Below are 16,306 nucleotides of genomic sequence, written 5' to 3' on the forward strand. Positions count from 1 at the left end.
GGTCAGCTGCTTGGACACGATCTTCAACACGGCGACACGAGCACGAGACATAAACCCGACTGTGACGGATGTCCCGACTCATCAGGGACCTATCAACTGTGACCTATCTCCTGAACCCAGACACCTCACTCGCCACCATTGTGATGAGTCGCGACATCGTTCATAGATGAGTCGCGACATCGTTCATAGTTCAAGAAGAGTCCGGCCATCGGCCGGGCTCTCTGTTTTGGTCCCGAGAGCGGTCGCGGGCTCGCCGACTTGAGCCAAATCGCGGTCTCTGAAGCGGCGGCGGCACAGCGATTCGGCTCACGTCGCGCCGGGTTTCAGCCGGTGGGACCATGTTCCTATGGACATTGAACAGTGGTGGCCGAAGCTGAAACCGTCGACACGGCAGTGGCTGATCGACAACAACGGGGATGCCGTCTCGGCGGAGGTGTTGGAGGAGATCACGCAGGCCGGCGGATCGCCGACGTCCGACGCCTGGTGGGTCGGCGAGAGCGGTCCGTCCGGTTTCTACCTCTCCGACAGCGCCATCGACTGGATCGAAATCAGGGCCAACGACGAAGACGAGTAGGCCGCGCCCCCGTCTACGGCTTCCGGGTCGATGAGTTGCGGCGGATCGCCCCGATGACGATGGTGGCGAGCACGAGAACGATGCCGATAATGCCTAGCCACAGCAGGCCCTTGATGGCGAACCCGACGATCGCAAGGATGATCCACAGGACGACGAGAACGATTACCAGGATGAGCATACGGCTAACGGTACGCCCACTTGGCCGGCTGTGACAGGCTGGCACCATGACCGCTGAATCGCAGTTGCTCGACACCGCCACCTCGATCGCACTCCGCGCGGGGGAGCTCGTCAAGCGCAGGCGAAGCGAGGGCGTCGAGATCGCTGCATCCAAATCGGCTCCGGAGGACATCGTCACGCTCGCGGACCGCGAGTCGGAGCAGTTGATCCGGGATGCTCTGGCCGAGGTGCGTCCCAACGACGGCTTCTTCGGTGAGGAGTCCGCTGCCGACGCGGGTACCAGCGGCCTGACGTGGGTGGTCGATCCGATCGACGGCACGGTCAACTACGCCTATGACATCCCGGCGTACGCGGTCAGCATCGCCGTTGTCGAGGGCGACCCGGACCCTGAGACGTGGCGCACGCTCGCTGGTGTGGTCGTGAATCCGGCGATCGGTGAGGTCTTCACGGCGACGACTGGCGGCGGGGCTTACCTGAACGGCCGCGCGCTCCGGGTGCGGACAGGCGTGGAGCTGCCGCTCGCGCTGATCGGTACCGGGTTCTCGTACTCGGCGGAATTGCGGGTGCGGCAGGCCGCGGTCGTCGGTGGACTCATCGACCAGGTGCGGGACATCCGCCGGATCGGTTCCGCCGCACTCGATCTCTGCTCGATCGCGGCCGGCCGGCTCGACGGATTCTACGAGCGGATGCTCAACCCGTGGGATCACGCAGCGGGCGCCCTGATCGCACGTGAGGCCGGTGCCAGGGTGGGGGGTCTCGCCGGCGCCCTCGAGAGCAAGGAGCTGGTGATCGCCGCCGAGGACGGCCTTTTCACCCGTCTCGAAGTGGTACTCGCGTCGTTGGGTGTCCTCGACGACTGAACTGGGAGGATGGCTGCCGGGGCGATAGGAGTCTTCGAGTGAATTCGGGTGCGAAGCGGAAGCGGCCGTGGATTCGCGTCACGGCGATCGTGACGGTTGCCGTCGCGGTTCAGGTCGGCGCGTTTCTGATTTTGTTCGCTTCGTTATCTGATTTGCCGCCCGCCGAGCAAGGACCAGCCGTCTCGTCTGGAGTTCAAACAGACAAGACGCTCGCCTCTTTTGATTCGAACAGCGAGCCCGCGTTTGCCAAACTCTATCCCCGAGAATCTCAGAGCGATCGGGAGCAGGTTTGGGATCATTGTGCGGCCGTCTCAGCCCAAGGTCGCGTCAACGTACCCGCCGAGGCAGCCAGCCCGTCACACACTCGGGTCGTTCTCGATGGGTTCGCCAAGAACGACCCGCGCAAGAAGGCGAGCTGCACATTCTGGTTGACCTGGGAAACAGGCACCGGGTCCGGTTATTGGTATATCGCTTGGCAGCGCACATAGAGCGCTCCCCGCAGGGTCGGCGTTCGTAATTCAGGAGTTCGTGCATCCGATCGGGCCGAAACGGTCGGTTTCGGGCCGTCCCAGCCAGTTTGAGCGTGGAAACTCCTGAATTGTGAACACGGTACGCCCCACCACGAGCGGGACGTGCGTCAGACCAGCCAGGCGGTCGTGTCGGTCGGGAGCGTGCGCCCGGTGAGCGGCTCGCTGGCGAGCACGATGTCGCCGGCGGGCAGCTCCACCGGCTCAGCACCGAGGTTCGCGATCACGGTCAGGCCGCCGTTGCGGAACGCGACGACGTCGGGCCCGAAGCCGTCGAGCCATTCGATCGTGCCGAATCCGAGATTCCGTTCGCGGCGCACAGCCAGGGCGGTCGTGTACATCGACAGTGTCGACGCCGGGTCGCCCTGCTGCACATCGCGTGCGTACCGCGCCCATTCGGCCGGCTGGGGGAGCCAGCTCGCGGCGGTCGGTCCGAAACCGTAGGAGGGGCCGGCCGCTTCCCACGGAATCGGCACACGGCATCCGTCGCGCCCGTAACGCTCGCCGTTGGTGCGGAACCAGGTCGGGTCCTGGCGCGCCGAATCGGGCAGGTCGATGACTTCGGGGAGCCCCAGCTCTTCGCCCTGGAACAGGTAGCTCGAGCCCGGCAGAGGCAGCATGAGGGCGGTCGCCGCGCGAGCGCGTCGAAGACCGAGCGCCTCATCGGGGCGACCGGGAGTCTTCGGTCCGATTCCGTGACCCTGGAGGTTCTCGCCGGTGAGGGCGAGCCGGGTCGCGTGACGGACTACATCGTGGTTGGACAGCACCCAGGTGCTCGGGGCGCCGACCGTGGCGAATGCCGAGATCGAATGGTCGACGACGGAACGCAGTTCGGCGGCCGACCAGGGCGTCTCCAGGTATTCGAAGTTGAAGGCCTGCTGCATCTCGTCGGGGCGCACCCAGCGAGCCAGCTTCTCGAGCGGCTCGACCCACGCCTCTGCGCAGAGAACACGATCGTTGTCGTACTCCTCGAGCACCTCGTGCCATTCGCGGTAGATCTCGTGCACGCCATCCTGTGCCCAATACGGCGCCGTCGGCGGCTCGGAGCTGATGCCGGGCTCGAGGGTAGCGGTGCCGCCGCCCATGCTGCCGCTCTCCGCCGGCGGGGTGTAGTCGGGCAGGCCGGCGGCCTTGATCATGCCGTGGGCGACGTCGACACGGAAGCCGTCGACGCCGCGGTCGAGCCAGAACCGGAGGATTCCACGGAACTGTTCGCGAACCCACGGGTTCTGCCAGTTCAGGTCCGGCTGCGACGTGTCGAAGAGGTGCAGGTACCACTGGCCGGGGGTGCCGTCGGGCTCGGTGACGCGGGTCCAGGCCGATCCGCCGAAGACGGACTCCCAGTTGTTGGGCGGCAGCTCACCGGATGCGCCACGGCCGTCGCGGAACAGATAGACCTCGCGCTCCGGGCTGCCCGGCTTCGCTGCGAGGGCGGCCTGGAACCACGGGTGGTCGCTGGAGGAGTGGTTGGGGACGATGTCGACGATCACGCGGAGGCCCAGGCGGTGGGATGCGGCGAGCATCGCGTCGAAGTCGGCCAGCGTTCCGAAGATGGGGTCGACGTCGCAGTAGTCGGACACGTCGTAGCCGGCGTCGCGCTGAGGGGAGGTCTGGAAGGGGGAGAGCCAGACTGCGTCGACGCCGAGGTCGCGGAGCGCAGGCAACCGGCGGGTGATCCCTGCGAGGTCGCCGAGCCCGTCACCGTCGGAGTCCGCGAACGACCGCGGGTAGACCTGGTAGATGACGGCGGAACGCCACCATTCGCGGCCCTGCGTGGGCGTGGAAGGCACACGGGTCTCGAGTGCCGACTCAGTCGGTTCAGAAATGACGATGGTCGAGTTCAAAGGGGTCCTCAGTCGTTCGGTGGGCGCAACGTTGAGCTCGAAATCTGTCGTAGACGTTCGATGTTAGCGCGCGTGAGCTGCCCGGAAGCTGAATTGCGAAATGTAACAATCGTGCAAACGCTTCCACGAATGACGATACACGACGGGCCGGAATTGACCGCAAAACCCCGCCAAACCGCTCAAATCCAGATGAATACAAGGAATTTCAGGCTAATTGCATAAGTGCAATCCACTTGCTATAACTGGAAGCGCTTGCACAAAAGCGTCTGGGAGAACGGTCTCTCGCCACTATCGGGGGCGACCTTTCTCCGGAACATCACAGAAGAAAGGCACACCAATGAAGGTGACCAAACGGTCCTGGGTAGGGATCGCCGCCCTGGCCGCCACCGCGGTCGCGGCTACCGCACTCGCCGGATGCTCGTCGAACACCTCGGGAGAAGACCTCTCCAAGGGCTCGCAGACGCTGACCCTGTGGGTCGACACGCAGCGCGCGCCCGCACTCAAGGAGGTTGCGGCGCAGTTCAAGAAGGACACGGGCGTGACCGTGAAGCTCGTCGTCAAGGACTTCGCGAACGTCGACAAGGACTTCATCAGCCAGGTCCCCACCGGCAAGGGCCCGGACATGATCGTCTCGCCCCACGACAAGCTCGGCGCCTACGTGCAGAACGGCGTCGTCGCGCCCCTGCAGCTCGGCGACAAGGAGAAGGACTTCGCCAAGGTCGCCGTCCAGGCGGTCACGTACGACGGAAACGTCTACGGCCTCCCGTACTCGATCGAGAACATCGCGCTGATCCGTAACACCGCTCTCGCCCCGACCGCCGCGAAGACCTTCGACGATGTTCTCGCCGAGGGCAAGGCTGCGGTCAACGCCGGCAAGGCCAAGTACTCGTTCCTGCTCGGCCTCGACCCCAAGCAGGGCGACCCGTACCACATGTACCCGCTCCAGACCTCGTTCGGCTCGTCCGTCTTCGCACAGAAGGCCGACGGCAGCTACGACGCGTCGAAGCTCACCCTGGGCGACCCGGCAGGCGTTGCGTTCGCCACCGCCGTCAAGAAGTGGGGCCAGGAGGGCGTCCTGAACCCGAACATCACGGGCGACATCGCGCTCGACGCCTTCACCAAGGGGAAGTCGGCGTTCTACCTCACCGGTCCGTGGAACGTGCCTGCCATCAAGCAGGCGGGTATCAAGTACTCGATCGACGCCCTTCCCTCCGCGGGCGGCCAGGACGCGAAGCCGTTCCTCGGTGTGAACGCGTTCTTCATCAGCTCGAAGAGCAAGAACAAGGTCGCTGCGACCAAGTTCCTCGTCGACTACCTCGGCACCGACGCGGTCCAGGAGCAGCTGTACAAGGTCGGCGGCCGTCCGCCGGCGCTCACCAGCGCCTACGACGCCGTCGCGAAGACCGACGCCGACATCAAGTCGTTCGGTGACATCGGTCTGAACGGTGTCCCGATGCCGGCCATCCCCGAGATGGCCTCTGTCTGGGCCGACTGGGGTGGAGCCGAGCTCCAGCTCATCAAGGGCGACGGCGACCCCGCAACCGTGTGGAACACGGCCGTCACCAACATCCAGGCGAAGATCAAGGGCTGAGCCCTCGTCGCCGGGCCGGGGTCGCGCACGTCGCGGCCCCGGCCTCCGCACGAAATCACAGGAGCACCATGACGAACGACGACGATCGTGTCGACACTCTCGACCCCGCGGATGAGGTCGCAGTCGACCCGGGAACCGCGCGCTCGACGGGCGGGCCGGCCCCCCGCATCCGCCCCCAGAGGCCGGCGAAGCCGGAACGAGCCGCAGAGCGGGAGCGGAGCGGATCGAACGGTCTCGGCGGCCTGATCGCGAAGATCGTCCTCCTCGGGCTCCTCGACGCTTTCGCCGTCTGGACCGTCTTCGTGATGGTGGGACTCCACATGTGGATCCCGGTCGGCGTGACCGTGCTCGTCACGGGCGTCATCAACTGGATCTACCTCGGCCGCAGCAAGCGGCTCCCTGCGAAGTATCTCGCCCCTGGCGTCTTCTTCCTCCTGCTCTTCCAGGTGTTCGTCGTCGTCTTCAGCGGCTACATCGCGTTCACGAACTACAGCGACGGGCACAACAGCACGAAAGAGGATGCGGTCGCATCCATCTCCAGTGCGGGCGCCAAGCGCGTCCCCGACTCTCCCGCCTACCAGCTGAGCGTGGTGCAGCGCGGCGCCCCCCTCTACCTGCTGGTGACCGCGCCCGACGGCACGGCCTCGATCGGTACGACCAACCAGCCGCTCAAGCCGGTCACGAACGCGGAGAAGGATTCGACCGGACGCGCGACCGGGGTTCCCGGCTACCGCAGCCTCAACCTCTCGCGGGTACTCGACCAGCAGGATGCGATCACCTCGCTCAAGGTCCCGGTCTCGAGCAACCCCAACGACGGCTTCCTCCGCACGGACGACGCGAGCACCGCGTACGTGTACAAATCCGACCTCACCTACGACGCGAAGGCCGACACCTTCACGGACACGGACGGAATCGTCTATGCCGACAACGGCAAGGGCGAGTTCCAGCAGGTCGGCGGCACCAAGACTCTCAGCCCCGGCTGGAAGGTCGACGTCGGGTTCCAGAACTTCGTGAAGGCCTTCACCAATCCGCAACTCGCCGGGCCGTTGTGGAAGGTGATCATCTGGACCTTCGTCTTCGCCTTCCTCTCGGTGGCGACCACCTTCGCACTCGGCCTGTTCCTCGCCATGGTGCTCAACCATCCGCGGCTCCGCGGCAAGAAGATCTACCGCGTTCTCGTGATCCTGCCGTACGCCTTCCCTGCCTTTCTTTCGGGTCTCGTCTGGGCCGGCCTCCTCAACCCGGAGTTCGGTTTCGTGAACCAGGTGCTCCTCGGCGGGGCGCAGATTCCGTGGCTGACCGACCCGTGGCTGGCGCGGCTCAGCGTCATCGGGGTCAACCTGTGGCTCGGCTACCCGTACATGTTCCTCGTCTGCACGGGCGCGCTGCAGTCGCTGCCCGAAGAGGTGGACGAGGCGGCGCGCGTCGACGGAGCGAGCCCGTGGAGGATCTTCCGCTCGATCAAGCTTCCCCTGCTGCTCGTCTCGGTCGCGCCTCTGCTCATCGCGTCATTCGCGTTCAACTTCAACAACTTCAACGTGATCTACATGCTCACCCGAGGCTGGCCGCGCTTCACCGACACGACTCTCGACATCGGATCGACCGACCTGCTGATCACGATGGTCTACAAGGTCGCGTTCGGTCAGGGCGGCGTCCGTGACTACGGACTCGCCAGCGCGCTGTCGATCCTCATCTTCATCCTGATCGCGATCATCTCGATCATCGCGTTCCGCAAGACCAAGGCCCTCGAGGAGATCAACTGATGAACAGGAAGAGGCCGTTCAACTTCGTCCGCTGGTTCGCCGACACCGGCTGGCGTCACCTCGTCGGCATCGCCCTCGTCGTCGTGGCCGTCTTCCCGCTGCTGTACGTGCTGAGCGCATCCCTCAATCCGGGCGGTTCGCTCGTCGGGTCGAACGCGTTGTTCTCGACCATCGACCCCCAGAACTACGTCGCGCTGTTCACCAACCCCGACCAGCCGTTCGCCCTGTGGTTCCTCAACTCGATGGTCATCGGCGCGGTGACGGGGGTGTGCACCGTGTTCCTCGGCGCCATGGCCGCCTACGCGTTCTCGCGGATGCGCTTCCGGGGCCGCCGCATCGGACTGCTCTCGCTCATGCTGATCCAGATGTTCCCGCAGTTCCTGGCGGTGGTCGCGATCTTCCTGCTGCTGTCGGCGATCTCTGATGTGTTCCCGGCGCTCGGCCTCGGAAGCCAGCTCGGTCTCATCCTCGTCTACCTCGGCGGCGCACTCGGTGTGAACACTTACCTCATGTACGGGTTCTTCAACACGGTCCCGGTGTCGATCGACGAAGCGGCGAAACTCGACGGCGCGAGCCACGCGCAGATCTTCTTCAGCATCATCCTCCGGCTGGTCGCACCGATCCTCGCGGTCGTCGGCCTGCTGTCGTTCATCGCGTCCACGGGGGAGTACGTGATCGCGAGCGTCGTCCTCACCGACCCGTCGAGCCAGACGCTCGCGGTCGGTCTGTACACCTTCGTGTCGCAGCAGTTCTCGAACAACTGGAGCATCTTCGCCGCCGGTGCGGTGCTCGCCGCGCTGCCCGTCGTCGCCCTGTTCCTGGCGCTGCAGAAATACATTGTTGGCGGATTGACCGCAGGTTCGGTTAAGTAGGCATATGCTGCCTCACCACGACGGTTCGCCTCTGTACGTCTCCACCCAGGCGCCCGGGATGGGCGACACCGTGTCGGTGCGTCTGCGCGTGCCGCAGGCGTGGGGGGAGGTCGATGCCGTTCGAACGCGGTCGAACCCGGACCATGAGCCGCAGTTCACGGATGCCGTGATCGTCGCGAGTGCCGACGGCTGGGACTGGTGGGAGGCCCCCATCCACGTCGAGAACCCGGTGCACGGGTACCGCTTTCTCATCTCGCGAGCCGATGGCCGCAAGGTGTGGGTGAACGCGACCGGACTCCACGAGATCGAGACCCTCGACTCCGAGGACTTCAAGCTCGTGACCTTTCCGGCACCTCCGACGTGGGTGAAGGACTCCGTGCTCTACCAGGTGTTCCCCGATCGGTTCGCGCGGTCCGCTGCGGCTGACGAGCGTCCCGTGCCCGACTGGGCGATCCCGGCGGAGTGGTCCGACCCGGTCGACCTCGTTGCTCCGGGTCGCTCACAGCAGTTCTACGGCGGCGATCTCGACGGAGTTCGCGAGCATCTCGACCACCTCGAGCGGCTCGGCGTGACGCTGATCTACCTCACCCCCGTATTCCCGGGGCGGTCGAACCACCGCTACGACGCCTCCAGCTTCTCTGTCGTCGATCCGCTGCTCGGCGGCGACGACGCGCTGATCCGGCTGGTCGAGGCTGCGCACGAACGCGGGATGCGCGTCATCGGCGACCTCACCTCGAACCATTGCGGAGACGGTCACGAATGGTTCCGTGCGGCATACGGCAATCCGGATGCACCGGAGAGCGAGTTCTTCTACTGGTTGAACGACGAGCACACGGAGTACGTCTCGTGGCTCGGAGTGCCCAGCCTGCCCAAGTTCAACTGGAATTCGGCCGAACTGCGCCGCCGGTTCATCGAGGGGCCGGGCTCGGTTGTCGGCCACTGGCTCGCCGCCCCGTACAACTTCGACGGGTGGCGCATCGACGTCTCCAATATGACCGGGCGCTATCGGGAGGACGACCTCAACGAGGAGGTGCGGCGGACCATCCGCCGCACGATGCTCGCGGTCAACCCCGACACGATTCTGCTCGGCGAGTCGACGAACGACGCGTCGAGCGACTTCCAGGGCGACGCGTGGCACGGCGCGATGACTTACACCAACTTCACCCGGCCGATCTGGGGCTGGCTGTCCGAGCCTGACAGCGAGTCCTCTTACTTCGGGCTCCCTTTCGGAACGATTCCCCTGTACGACGGCGAGCAGTTCTTCGCGGCCCACCGCCAGTTCACGGCCGGCTTCCCCTGGCGCACCCGGCTCGGAACGATGAACGCCCTCGACACGCACGACACCCCGCGGTTCCTCACGAACGCGAAACCCGGCACCGTGCCGGTCGCGTTCGGCATGTCGGTGACCCTTCCGGGCATCCCGGTCGTCTTCGCCGGTGACGAGTTCGGACTCACCGGGGTCGACGGTGAAGCGTCGCGCATCCCGCTGCCCTGGGCGGAGGAAAACGGATCGGCCGCCGATACGATCGCGCTGTACGCGTCGCTCATCGGGTTGCGGCGGGCGCACTCCGCGCTCAACGGCGGGGGGATGCGCTGGCTCCACGTCAGCCCGGAGGCGCTCGTCTATGTGCGGGAGGACGCGGACGAGTCGATCCTCGTCGTGGCGGCCCGTGAGACGTACGACCTGACCCTTCCCCCCGGACTGGTCAGCAGCCCTGGCGAGGATCTGGCGCCGCTGGTGGGGGAGGGGAGCCTGCACGCCGGCGGGTCGGGCATCCGCCTCACCGGTTCCGGCCCCTCGTTCACCGCCTGGCGCCTGCCCGGGGTCGTCCTGCCCGCGTTTGCGGTCTGACGGGTCGCTTTTCGGCGTGTGCCCGCCACGTCGGTACATTCCCGCCACCTCGAGCTGGCGGGAATGCACCGAACTGGCGGGCACAGTTCGGCTGGCGGCGGAATACGTCAGGAACATTCGCGTTACCGTCAAGGTCGGCACACCTTCGAAGGAGACCCCATGACAGCACCGCGCAGAACCCTCGGCACCTCTGACCTCGACGTCTACCCCCTGTCCCTCGGCGGAAACGTCTTCGGCTGGACGGCCGATCGTGACGCATCCTTCTCGGTGCTCGACGGCTACGCGGCCGCCGGTGGCAACTTCGTCGACACGGCCGACAGCTACTCCGCGTGGGTGACCGGCAACACGGGTGGCGACTCCGAGCGCATCATCGGCGAGTGGTTCACGGCCCGGGGCAACCGGGATGACGTGGTCATCGCGACCAAGGTGAGCCAGCACCCGGAATTCAAGGGCCTCGCGGCCGACAACATCCTGAAGGCGGCGGATGCGTCACTCGAGCGCCTCCGAACCGACCGCATCGATCTCTACTATGCGCACTTCGACGACGAGACCGTGCCGCTCGACGAGACAGTGGGTGCACTCTCCAGCCTCGTCGACGCCGGAAAAGTGCGGTACATCGGCATCTCGAACTACACGCCGGAACGCGTCGCCGAATGGTTCCGGATCACGAACGAGAACGGCTTCCACCGCGCAGTCGCGCTGCAGCCGCACTACAACCTCGTCGAGCGCGACTTCGAGGACGCCTATCGTGAACTCGCCGAGCGTGAAGGACTCGGAGTCGTGCCGTACTTCGCGCTCGCAAAGGGATTCCTGACCGGCAAGTACCGGGACGGCATCACGATCGACAGCCCGCGCGCCGGCGGCGCGACCGCCTATCTGGATGAGCGTGGGCGCAACGTGCTCGCGGCCCTCGACGGCGTCGCGAACGCTCATGACGCATCCGTCGCATCCGTGGCCCTCGCCTGGCTCGCCGCCCAGCCGACCGTTGTCGCGCCCATCGCGAGCGCCCGTAACACGCAGCAGCTGGCGGACCTCATCGCGAGCGTCGAGCTGCGGCTGAGCGACGCGGAGCTGGAGTTGCTTTCCGGCGCGTCATCCGTCACCGCGGAGGTCTGATCCGGACGCCGTCACGTGTTTAGAGCAGCCTCCGCGGGATGGTATTCTCGTACGGTTGCCAAAACGGCCGACGGTCCGCTGTCGTGCTCAGGCTTCGCCCCCTTAGCTCATTGGTAGAGCACTTCCTTGGTAAGGAAGAGGTAGTGGGTCCGATTCCCACAGGGGGCTCCGCCCTCCAGCGTTCACGCGGAGGCCGCGGCGGGGTAGCTCAGGTGGTTAGAGCACACGGCTCATAATCGTGGTGTCGCGGGTTCAAGTCCCGCCCCCGCTACAAGCCCCGGAATCTCGCCATTCCGGGGCTTTCTTCATGCCAGCTGACCGGCCCCATTTTGCCGATTTGCCCACATTTTGCCCACACTTGAATCCGCGTCAAGGTGAGGGAACATTGACGTCCGGGATGGCAAATGAACCTAATCGGCCGTCAGGCCTGCTTCGACCCAAGAGCTTGGGCAAGCGGCACCTGGCAGACGGATAGGTGGGTACTAATTGGCGATGCCTACCCGGGTATCGCGGTTGAAGCATCCGCGATACCGCTAAGCGCGCGACGTGGCTTGGGATAGGCCGCCCACATGACTGAGAAGTCACTGCTGTATCCGCGCTCGAACCGAAGCACCTCGTTTGCATCCTCAAACGCCGCAGCTCTCACGAGTAATTGATTGCGTCCGAGGCTCGGGAGGCCGGCCCACTGCAGGCTAGACGGTCGACTAATGGAATGTTCGAGGCTTCGTGGCCCTTGGAACCTTACGGTCCGCCTGCCCCATCGGTCCCCGGTGTCGCCTGCCGGTGCGAACAGATTGAGGCCAAATCCAAGGTTCTCAATTAGGCGGATAGCTTGCGCAACTGATTCAAGGGTCTCTGCCATTTGTGCGACCTCAGGAGATGTGCGTCGATAGTGCGAGAAGGCGTTTCTAACCTGATCGACCCTAGCTAATCGAAGTCCAGCCTCGATCTGTTGGAAGCCATTCACGATTCGATCCTGGCTGTGCTCTGATATGTCTAGGAATGGAACGGTCGATTTGAATGGGAAGTTCTGAAGAGCAGTGATGCTCGCGTACTTGGGAAACTCGGATTCGGGTCGCTCGAAATCCGAAGCTTTTGACCGCACGCTGGCGAGCACTTCCGACAGCACGCCAAAACCTCTCATCAGCGGATACATAGTGAGCTTTCCGTTGAATCGAAGCTTCTCGCCGATCTCGGTAGCCTCCTCTGATCTTGTGTACCGATCGAGTAGTTCGAGGCCGACGGATCGATCTAGATCAGGGGTGTAGTTGAAAGGTCGAGGTGAGATCGAGTGATCGTAAAGGAGGCTCCAGGAAGCGAAAGCAAGCGAATCTTCGAGCCGCCCCTCCAATTCAATAAAGTATGCGGAGGCCTTGCCCTTGAAGTCGGCTGCATCATCGGCTCCAGTTCCAAGCCAACTTTGAACCGCCGCCGCGACCTTCTCGTGCTGGCGCCAGAATTCAGCATGGAGGTCTTCGGGATCACGGTCGTCAAATCCCAGCTTCCAGAGCAGGCGAGAGATGATCTCTTCGTCAGACTCACCTTCAAAATCACCAGCTCCAACGAGTTCGCTTGCTGCGATCGCGCTGGCGCTTCCTGACAGAACGAGACGGGTCAATGCATCTGCGGGCGATTGTGTTCGCAAGTACTCGTCAAGTCTCACCTCTAGCGAGACTCCATCGATTCCACGTAGTTGCCAGTCGAGCTCATGGCGCTCAGCGTCACCGGCGTCGAGGTAGATGCGACGGAACAGGTCACGTTCGCGAAGTACAGGGAGACCAGGATCACCGGAGACGAAGCGAACGCCGTTCACACCCAATTGGGGCTGCAGCTTGAAGGCCCCTGACCGGAGATGAGCGGTCGAGACTGGACGGCGGACCTCGCCCACAGGTACCCCGAGCTTGCCAGCCCTCACAAGGTCGTCGATCGCGACGCATATTTCGTCGTCGTCGAATTGAGTGAGGACTTCCTCGAGGAACTGTTCGCGCGAGATTAGGCCAGGCAAAGTTTTTGATTCGCTAAGACGCGCGTTCAGGGTGGAAAGCTCGTCCATACTCAAGCAGTCGCCGACCAACGTCACCATGGGAGCTGTCCAGCTGTTGCCGAAGTAACTCTCGTGTACTCGGGATATCTCGCTCGCGAGTCCGGACCAATCGGCTGCCGCGTTTGGCATGGACCGAAGTAGTCGCTCGAGCTTGCCGCGCTCCGCATTGATTGCCGCGTTGTGTCCCGTGCTCAGAACCACCGAATGAAGCTTGCGGCAGACAGGATCATCGCAATGAAATGCAGGGACTCGCGATGACGAGCGCAAAATTCGCCGGTAGTTCGAGGTGCGCAGACCAGACGGACCGACGACGAAGCGCCCGTATTGGAAGACGCCTGTCGGCGTTGCGTCGAGGAGTTGGATGGTCTCTTCGTTTGTGAGGAGGTCCTTCTCGTCCTCGAAGACGCCCGCGAAGTAGTCGTAGAGTTCGCGTCCAAAAATGAACGGAAATCGGATCTTGCGGGCGACGATCTGATCGGAAATCGCTTCTGATAGGCGATCGATGTCGGTGTTCGCGACGTCTATGAAGAGGTCTTCATGGCCCAACGTGAGCGCACACATTAGGTGAGCCTCGAGTCCGGGGACCTCTTCTTGGCGAATCAAACGACTCTTCATTTCCCGACCAGGTTCGGTAAGCGCGATTCTGTCGGTCAACGCGTTCGGAACAGAGTATTTGTCTTGGATGACGCAGTCCTTGAGCAAATCCATTAGGTCCACGACGTCTGCAAATGCACTCCGCCAAGTTTCATCGGTGTTTGCAGCGAGCAACTCCTCTGCGCTGGTTCCAGCCAAGCGAAACCTTCTCTCCGTGGGAGGCATACTGATCAGTTCTCGCAAATGCTTTCAGGCGCTTTCCAATTGGTCTAGTCCCCTTCGAGGTGGCAGGTGTCGCTGCCTCACCCCTGCGGACCCAATGGTTCCGCCGACTCCGACCGAGCTTGTAGCCGCAAAGTCAGCCCGCTTCTCTTGCTGAGCCTGGCCAGACCAGAGTGATTCGTGCCTCGGCTTGTTCGTGAAGACGGTCAGCCACAGCATTCAGATCGTCATCGAAGAGGTCACTGTAAATATCAAGGGTCATTGCCGCAGATGCATGCCCGAGCATCCGTTGTACGACTTTCACGTTTGCTCCCGCGCTGACAGCAAGTGAGGCCGGAGTGTGGCGCAGGTCGTGGATTGTCATTGCGGGCAACTCTGCTTTTCGAAGTGCTCGATCCCACCACGAATTGACCGTCATGGTTGGGGTCCTCTGGTATCCACCGCGCCCATCATCGAAGACGAGCTCGTCTCCACGCTTTCTTGCGCACGCGGCCAAAAGAGGCGCAGCCAGAAATTGGGGGTAAGGAACGCTACGGCTCTCGTGAGTCTTCGGTGTTCCGACCACTATTTGGCCATTTACGTATACGGCATTCTCAACAACGGAAAGCCGTCGCCTGGCAGCATCTACGTCCCGCGCGCGCAGTGCAGTTGCTTCTCCCCAGCGCAGTCCTGTGTACGCCAGCGTCGCGACGATTGTCGCGTGATCACCGCACGCAGCGACGAGCTCGGCAACCTGTTCGTTGGTGAGGTAGACGTGTTCTCGTGAGACGCGCCGGGGGAGCTTCACACCGCGCGCCGGGTTTGAAGGGATGAGGTGGTCCTTAACGGCGTTATCGAGGATGCCCGCGAGGATGTCGTGGGAACGTCGAACGATAGTGGGCGACTTCGGCTTCTTCGTCTCGGTGCCGTTGCTCAGCTCCGTGATCCACGCTTGCACCTCCGTGTGGCGGATGGACCCGACCTTTACCGAACCCCACCGGGGCTCAACATGTAGGCGCCACGCAGACTCGTAGACGTACGCGGATGAAGGCTTGAGATGCGAGCGTGACGCGAGCCATGCCACCCCGAGCCGGTCGACGGTGGCACGGGCGGCGGTTGGATCGATGTACTGCCCCGTCGCCTTCTTGGTCACGACTGATGCTAGAAACAGTTCGGCTTCTCGTTTGGTACGAAATCCGCGCTTGTCCGTCTGCGAATGGTCCGGCTTGCGGTAGCGAACCCGATACCTCTTTCCGGCCGCCGACTCGTAAGCAGTGATGCTCCCCATCTCCGCTACACCTGGGCGACGGTCCGCTCGAGCTTAACGTCTTCAAGCCCGCTCGTTGCTAAGAGGCTCGAGACCCGGGCCACCTCACGCGTGAGGGCCTCGACACGCTGCTCGACCTCAGTATTTGCGCCAACCAGATCGGGGTCTCCTGATGCGGATTGCACCGCAAGAACGATCCGCAAACGCTCGACCTCGCGTCGCAAGGTTCCAAGCTCGCGGAGCGTATTGAGGATGTCCACGTCGACGCGTTCTGCCGCAAGGGTCGGGCGATATGAGCTTGCGGGTGTCGCTGAGAGCCAGCAGTCGAACTCTGCTGCAGTCATTGTGTCGAAATCGTCGCTGAGGTTGGGCAAGTCGAGACGGGCGTTTGGCCGGCCAATGGGTGCAAGAAGCATCGAAGGGGGAACGCCGAGCGCCTTGGCAATGTTGAGCAACTGACTGACGCTGATGTCCGCCTTCCTGCCGGACTCGACGTTCTCCAGGACCGCCGCAGTGACGTTCCCGCCCTCGATGGCATCAGCGAACTCGCGAGTTGTGCGAAAACCGCGCTGTCTCCTGGCGAGTTTGATGCGGGAGCCGAGCGTCGTTTCTGATCGAAAATCCGTCATTTTGACAGAATAGCGCGCATCCTCTTGTCAATCTAGCGGATACTCGCTATTGTCGTTCCAACAAATCAATAACTCTCTAGTTGTCGAAACGGAGGAGATTGAGATGACAGGGGAATTCATTCAGCCGTCCGATGTAGCTGAACTCACGGGGCTTTCGCTGGCCGCATTGGCTCAGCTTCGCTACCGCGGCAAGGGGCCACGGTTCTACAAGCCCACTCCGCACAAGGTTCTCTACAAGCGCGTGGAGGTGATCGCATGGCTGGAAGCGAGCGCGCAGACAAGGACCGAGGCATTCGCGTGAGCCAAGCGACCCAGTCTGCGCCGGCTGGCATCGTCGATCGGGTGGGTGCCTATCTCGTGCCGGTCGACCCGATGGACGATCTGCAGTGCGAGAC

Annotated in this window: 14 protein-coding genes and 2 tRNA genes; 11 read left to right on the forward strand and 5 right to left on the reverse strand. The window is 63.5% G+C overall.

Annotated features, from left to right (window positions below):
• The first annotated feature begins 346 nt into the window (after positions 1-346).
• Positions 347-574: a hypothetical protein gene (locus G3T36_RS17365; protein WP_163291132.1), complete on the forward strand. Its 228-nt coding sequence runs from the start codon at positions 347-349 to the stop codon at positions 572-574.
• A gap of 13 nt (positions 575-587) precedes the next feature.
• Here the strand turns inward: G3T36_RS17365 and G3T36_RS19560 are convergent, their stop codons facing one another.
• Complete coding sequence (locus tag G3T36_RS19560; RefSeq protein ID WP_193571364.1) at positions 588-752, reverse strand: hypothetical protein; 165 nt, start codon at positions 750-752, stop codon at positions 588-590.
• A 46-nt stretch (positions 753-798) separates the two neighbouring features.
• Here G3T36_RS19560 and G3T36_RS17370 point away from each other — a divergent pair, with 46 nt between their 5' ends.
• Both G3T36_RS17370 and G3T36_RS17375 read left to right on the forward strand, forming a co-directional pair.
• A complete protein-coding gene (locus G3T36_RS17370; RefSeq protein ID WP_163291133.1) occupies positions 799-1,611 on the forward strand; it encodes an inositol monophosphatase family protein in 813 nt (270 codons plus the stop codon).
• Positions 1,612-1,649: 38 nt separating this feature from the next.
• Positions 1,650-2,099: a hypothetical protein gene (locus G3T36_RS17375; RefSeq protein WP_163291134.1), complete on the forward strand. Its 450-nt coding sequence runs from the start codon at positions 1,650-1,652 to the stop codon at positions 2,097-2,099.
• A gap of 149 nt (positions 2,100-2,248) precedes the next feature.
• Here G3T36_RS17375 and G3T36_RS17380 read toward each other — a convergent pair whose 3' ends face one another.
• Entirely contained in the window at positions 2,249-3,964 is a 1,716-nt protein-coding gene (locus G3T36_RS17380) for a glycoside hydrolase family 13 protein (RefSeq protein WP_420811060.1), read from the reverse strand.
• A 355-nt stretch (positions 3,965-4,319) separates the two neighbouring features.
• Here G3T36_RS17380 and G3T36_RS17385 point away from each other — a divergent pair, with 355 nt between their 5' ends.
• The 7 genes from G3T36_RS17385 to G3T36_RS17415 all read left to right on the forward strand — a co-directional run bounded on the left by G3T36_RS17385 (position 4,320) and on the right by G3T36_RS17415 (position 11,447).
• Entirely contained in the window at positions 4,320-5,573 is a 1,254-nt protein-coding gene (locus G3T36_RS17385; protein WP_163291135.1) for a sugar ABC transporter substrate-binding protein, read from the forward strand.
• A 68-nt stretch (positions 5,574-5,641) separates the two neighbouring features.
• Positions 5,642-7,336, forward strand: a complete 1,695-nt coding sequence (locus G3T36_RS17390) for an ABC transporter permease subunit (RefSeq protein WP_163291136.1) — start codon at positions 5,642-5,644, stop codon at positions 7,334-7,336.
• Entirely contained in the window at positions 7,336-8,208 is an 873-nt protein-coding gene (locus tag G3T36_RS17395; protein WP_163291137.1) for a sugar ABC transporter permease, read from the forward strand. The genes G3T36_RS17390 and G3T36_RS17395 overlap by 1 nt, the downstream gene beginning before the upstream one ends.
• 4 nt (positions 8,209-8,212) lie before the next feature.
• A complete protein-coding gene (locus G3T36_RS17400) occupies positions 8,213-10,060 on the forward strand; it encodes a glycoside hydrolase family 13 protein (RefSeq protein WP_163291138.1) in 1,848 nt (615 codons plus the stop codon).
• Between the two features lie 159 nt (positions 10,061-10,219).
• Positions 10,220-11,176, forward strand: a complete 957-nt coding sequence (locus tag G3T36_RS17405) for an aldo/keto reductase (protein ID WP_163291139.1) — start codon at positions 10,220-10,222, stop codon at positions 11,174-11,176.
• Positions 11,177-11,272: 96 nt separating this feature from the next.
• Positions 11,273-11,344 (forward strand) — tRNA-Thr (locus tag G3T36_RS17410).
• A gap of 29 nt (positions 11,345-11,373) precedes the next feature.
• Positions 11,374-11,447, forward strand: a tRNA-Met gene (locus G3T36_RS17415).
• 225 nt (positions 11,448-11,672) lie between these two features.
• Here the strand turns inward: G3T36_RS17415 and G3T36_RS17420 are convergent.
• From G3T36_RS17420 to G3T36_RS17430, 3 genes are all read right to left on the reverse strand, one after another.
• The gene (locus G3T36_RS17420; RefSeq protein WP_163291140.1) at positions 11,673-14,012 is read right to left on the reverse strand and encodes a hypothetical protein; all 2,340 of its coding nucleotides are present in this window, start codon (positions 14,010-14,012) and stop codon (positions 11,673-11,675) included.
• 160 nt (positions 14,013-14,172) lie between these two features.
• A complete protein-coding gene (locus G3T36_RS17425) occupies positions 14,173-15,303 on the reverse strand; it encodes a site-specific integrase (protein WP_163291141.1) in 1,131 nt (376 codons plus the stop codon).
• A gap of 5 nt (positions 15,304-15,308) precedes the next feature.
• Positions 15,309-15,911, reverse strand: a complete 603-nt coding sequence (locus G3T36_RS17430; protein WP_163291142.1) for a helix-turn-helix domain-containing protein — start codon at positions 15,909-15,911, stop codon at positions 15,309-15,311.
• Between the two features lie 103 nt (positions 15,912-16,014).
• On the opposite strand from G3T36_RS17430, the gene G3T36_RS17435 reads away from it, so the two are divergent.
• On the forward strand, positions 16,015-16,212 hold the full coding sequence (locus G3T36_RS17435; RefSeq protein WP_163291143.1) for a helix-turn-helix transcriptional regulator: 198 nt from the start codon (positions 16,015-16,017) through the stop codon (positions 16,210-16,212).
• Positions 16,213-16,306: the final 94 nt, after the last annotated feature.

It is taken from the genome of Leifsonia tongyongensis (assembly GCF_010686705.1).
Classification (GTDB): domain Bacteria; phylum Actinomycetota; class Actinomycetes; order Actinomycetales; family Microbacteriaceae; genus Diaminobutyricibacter; species Diaminobutyricibacter tongyongensis.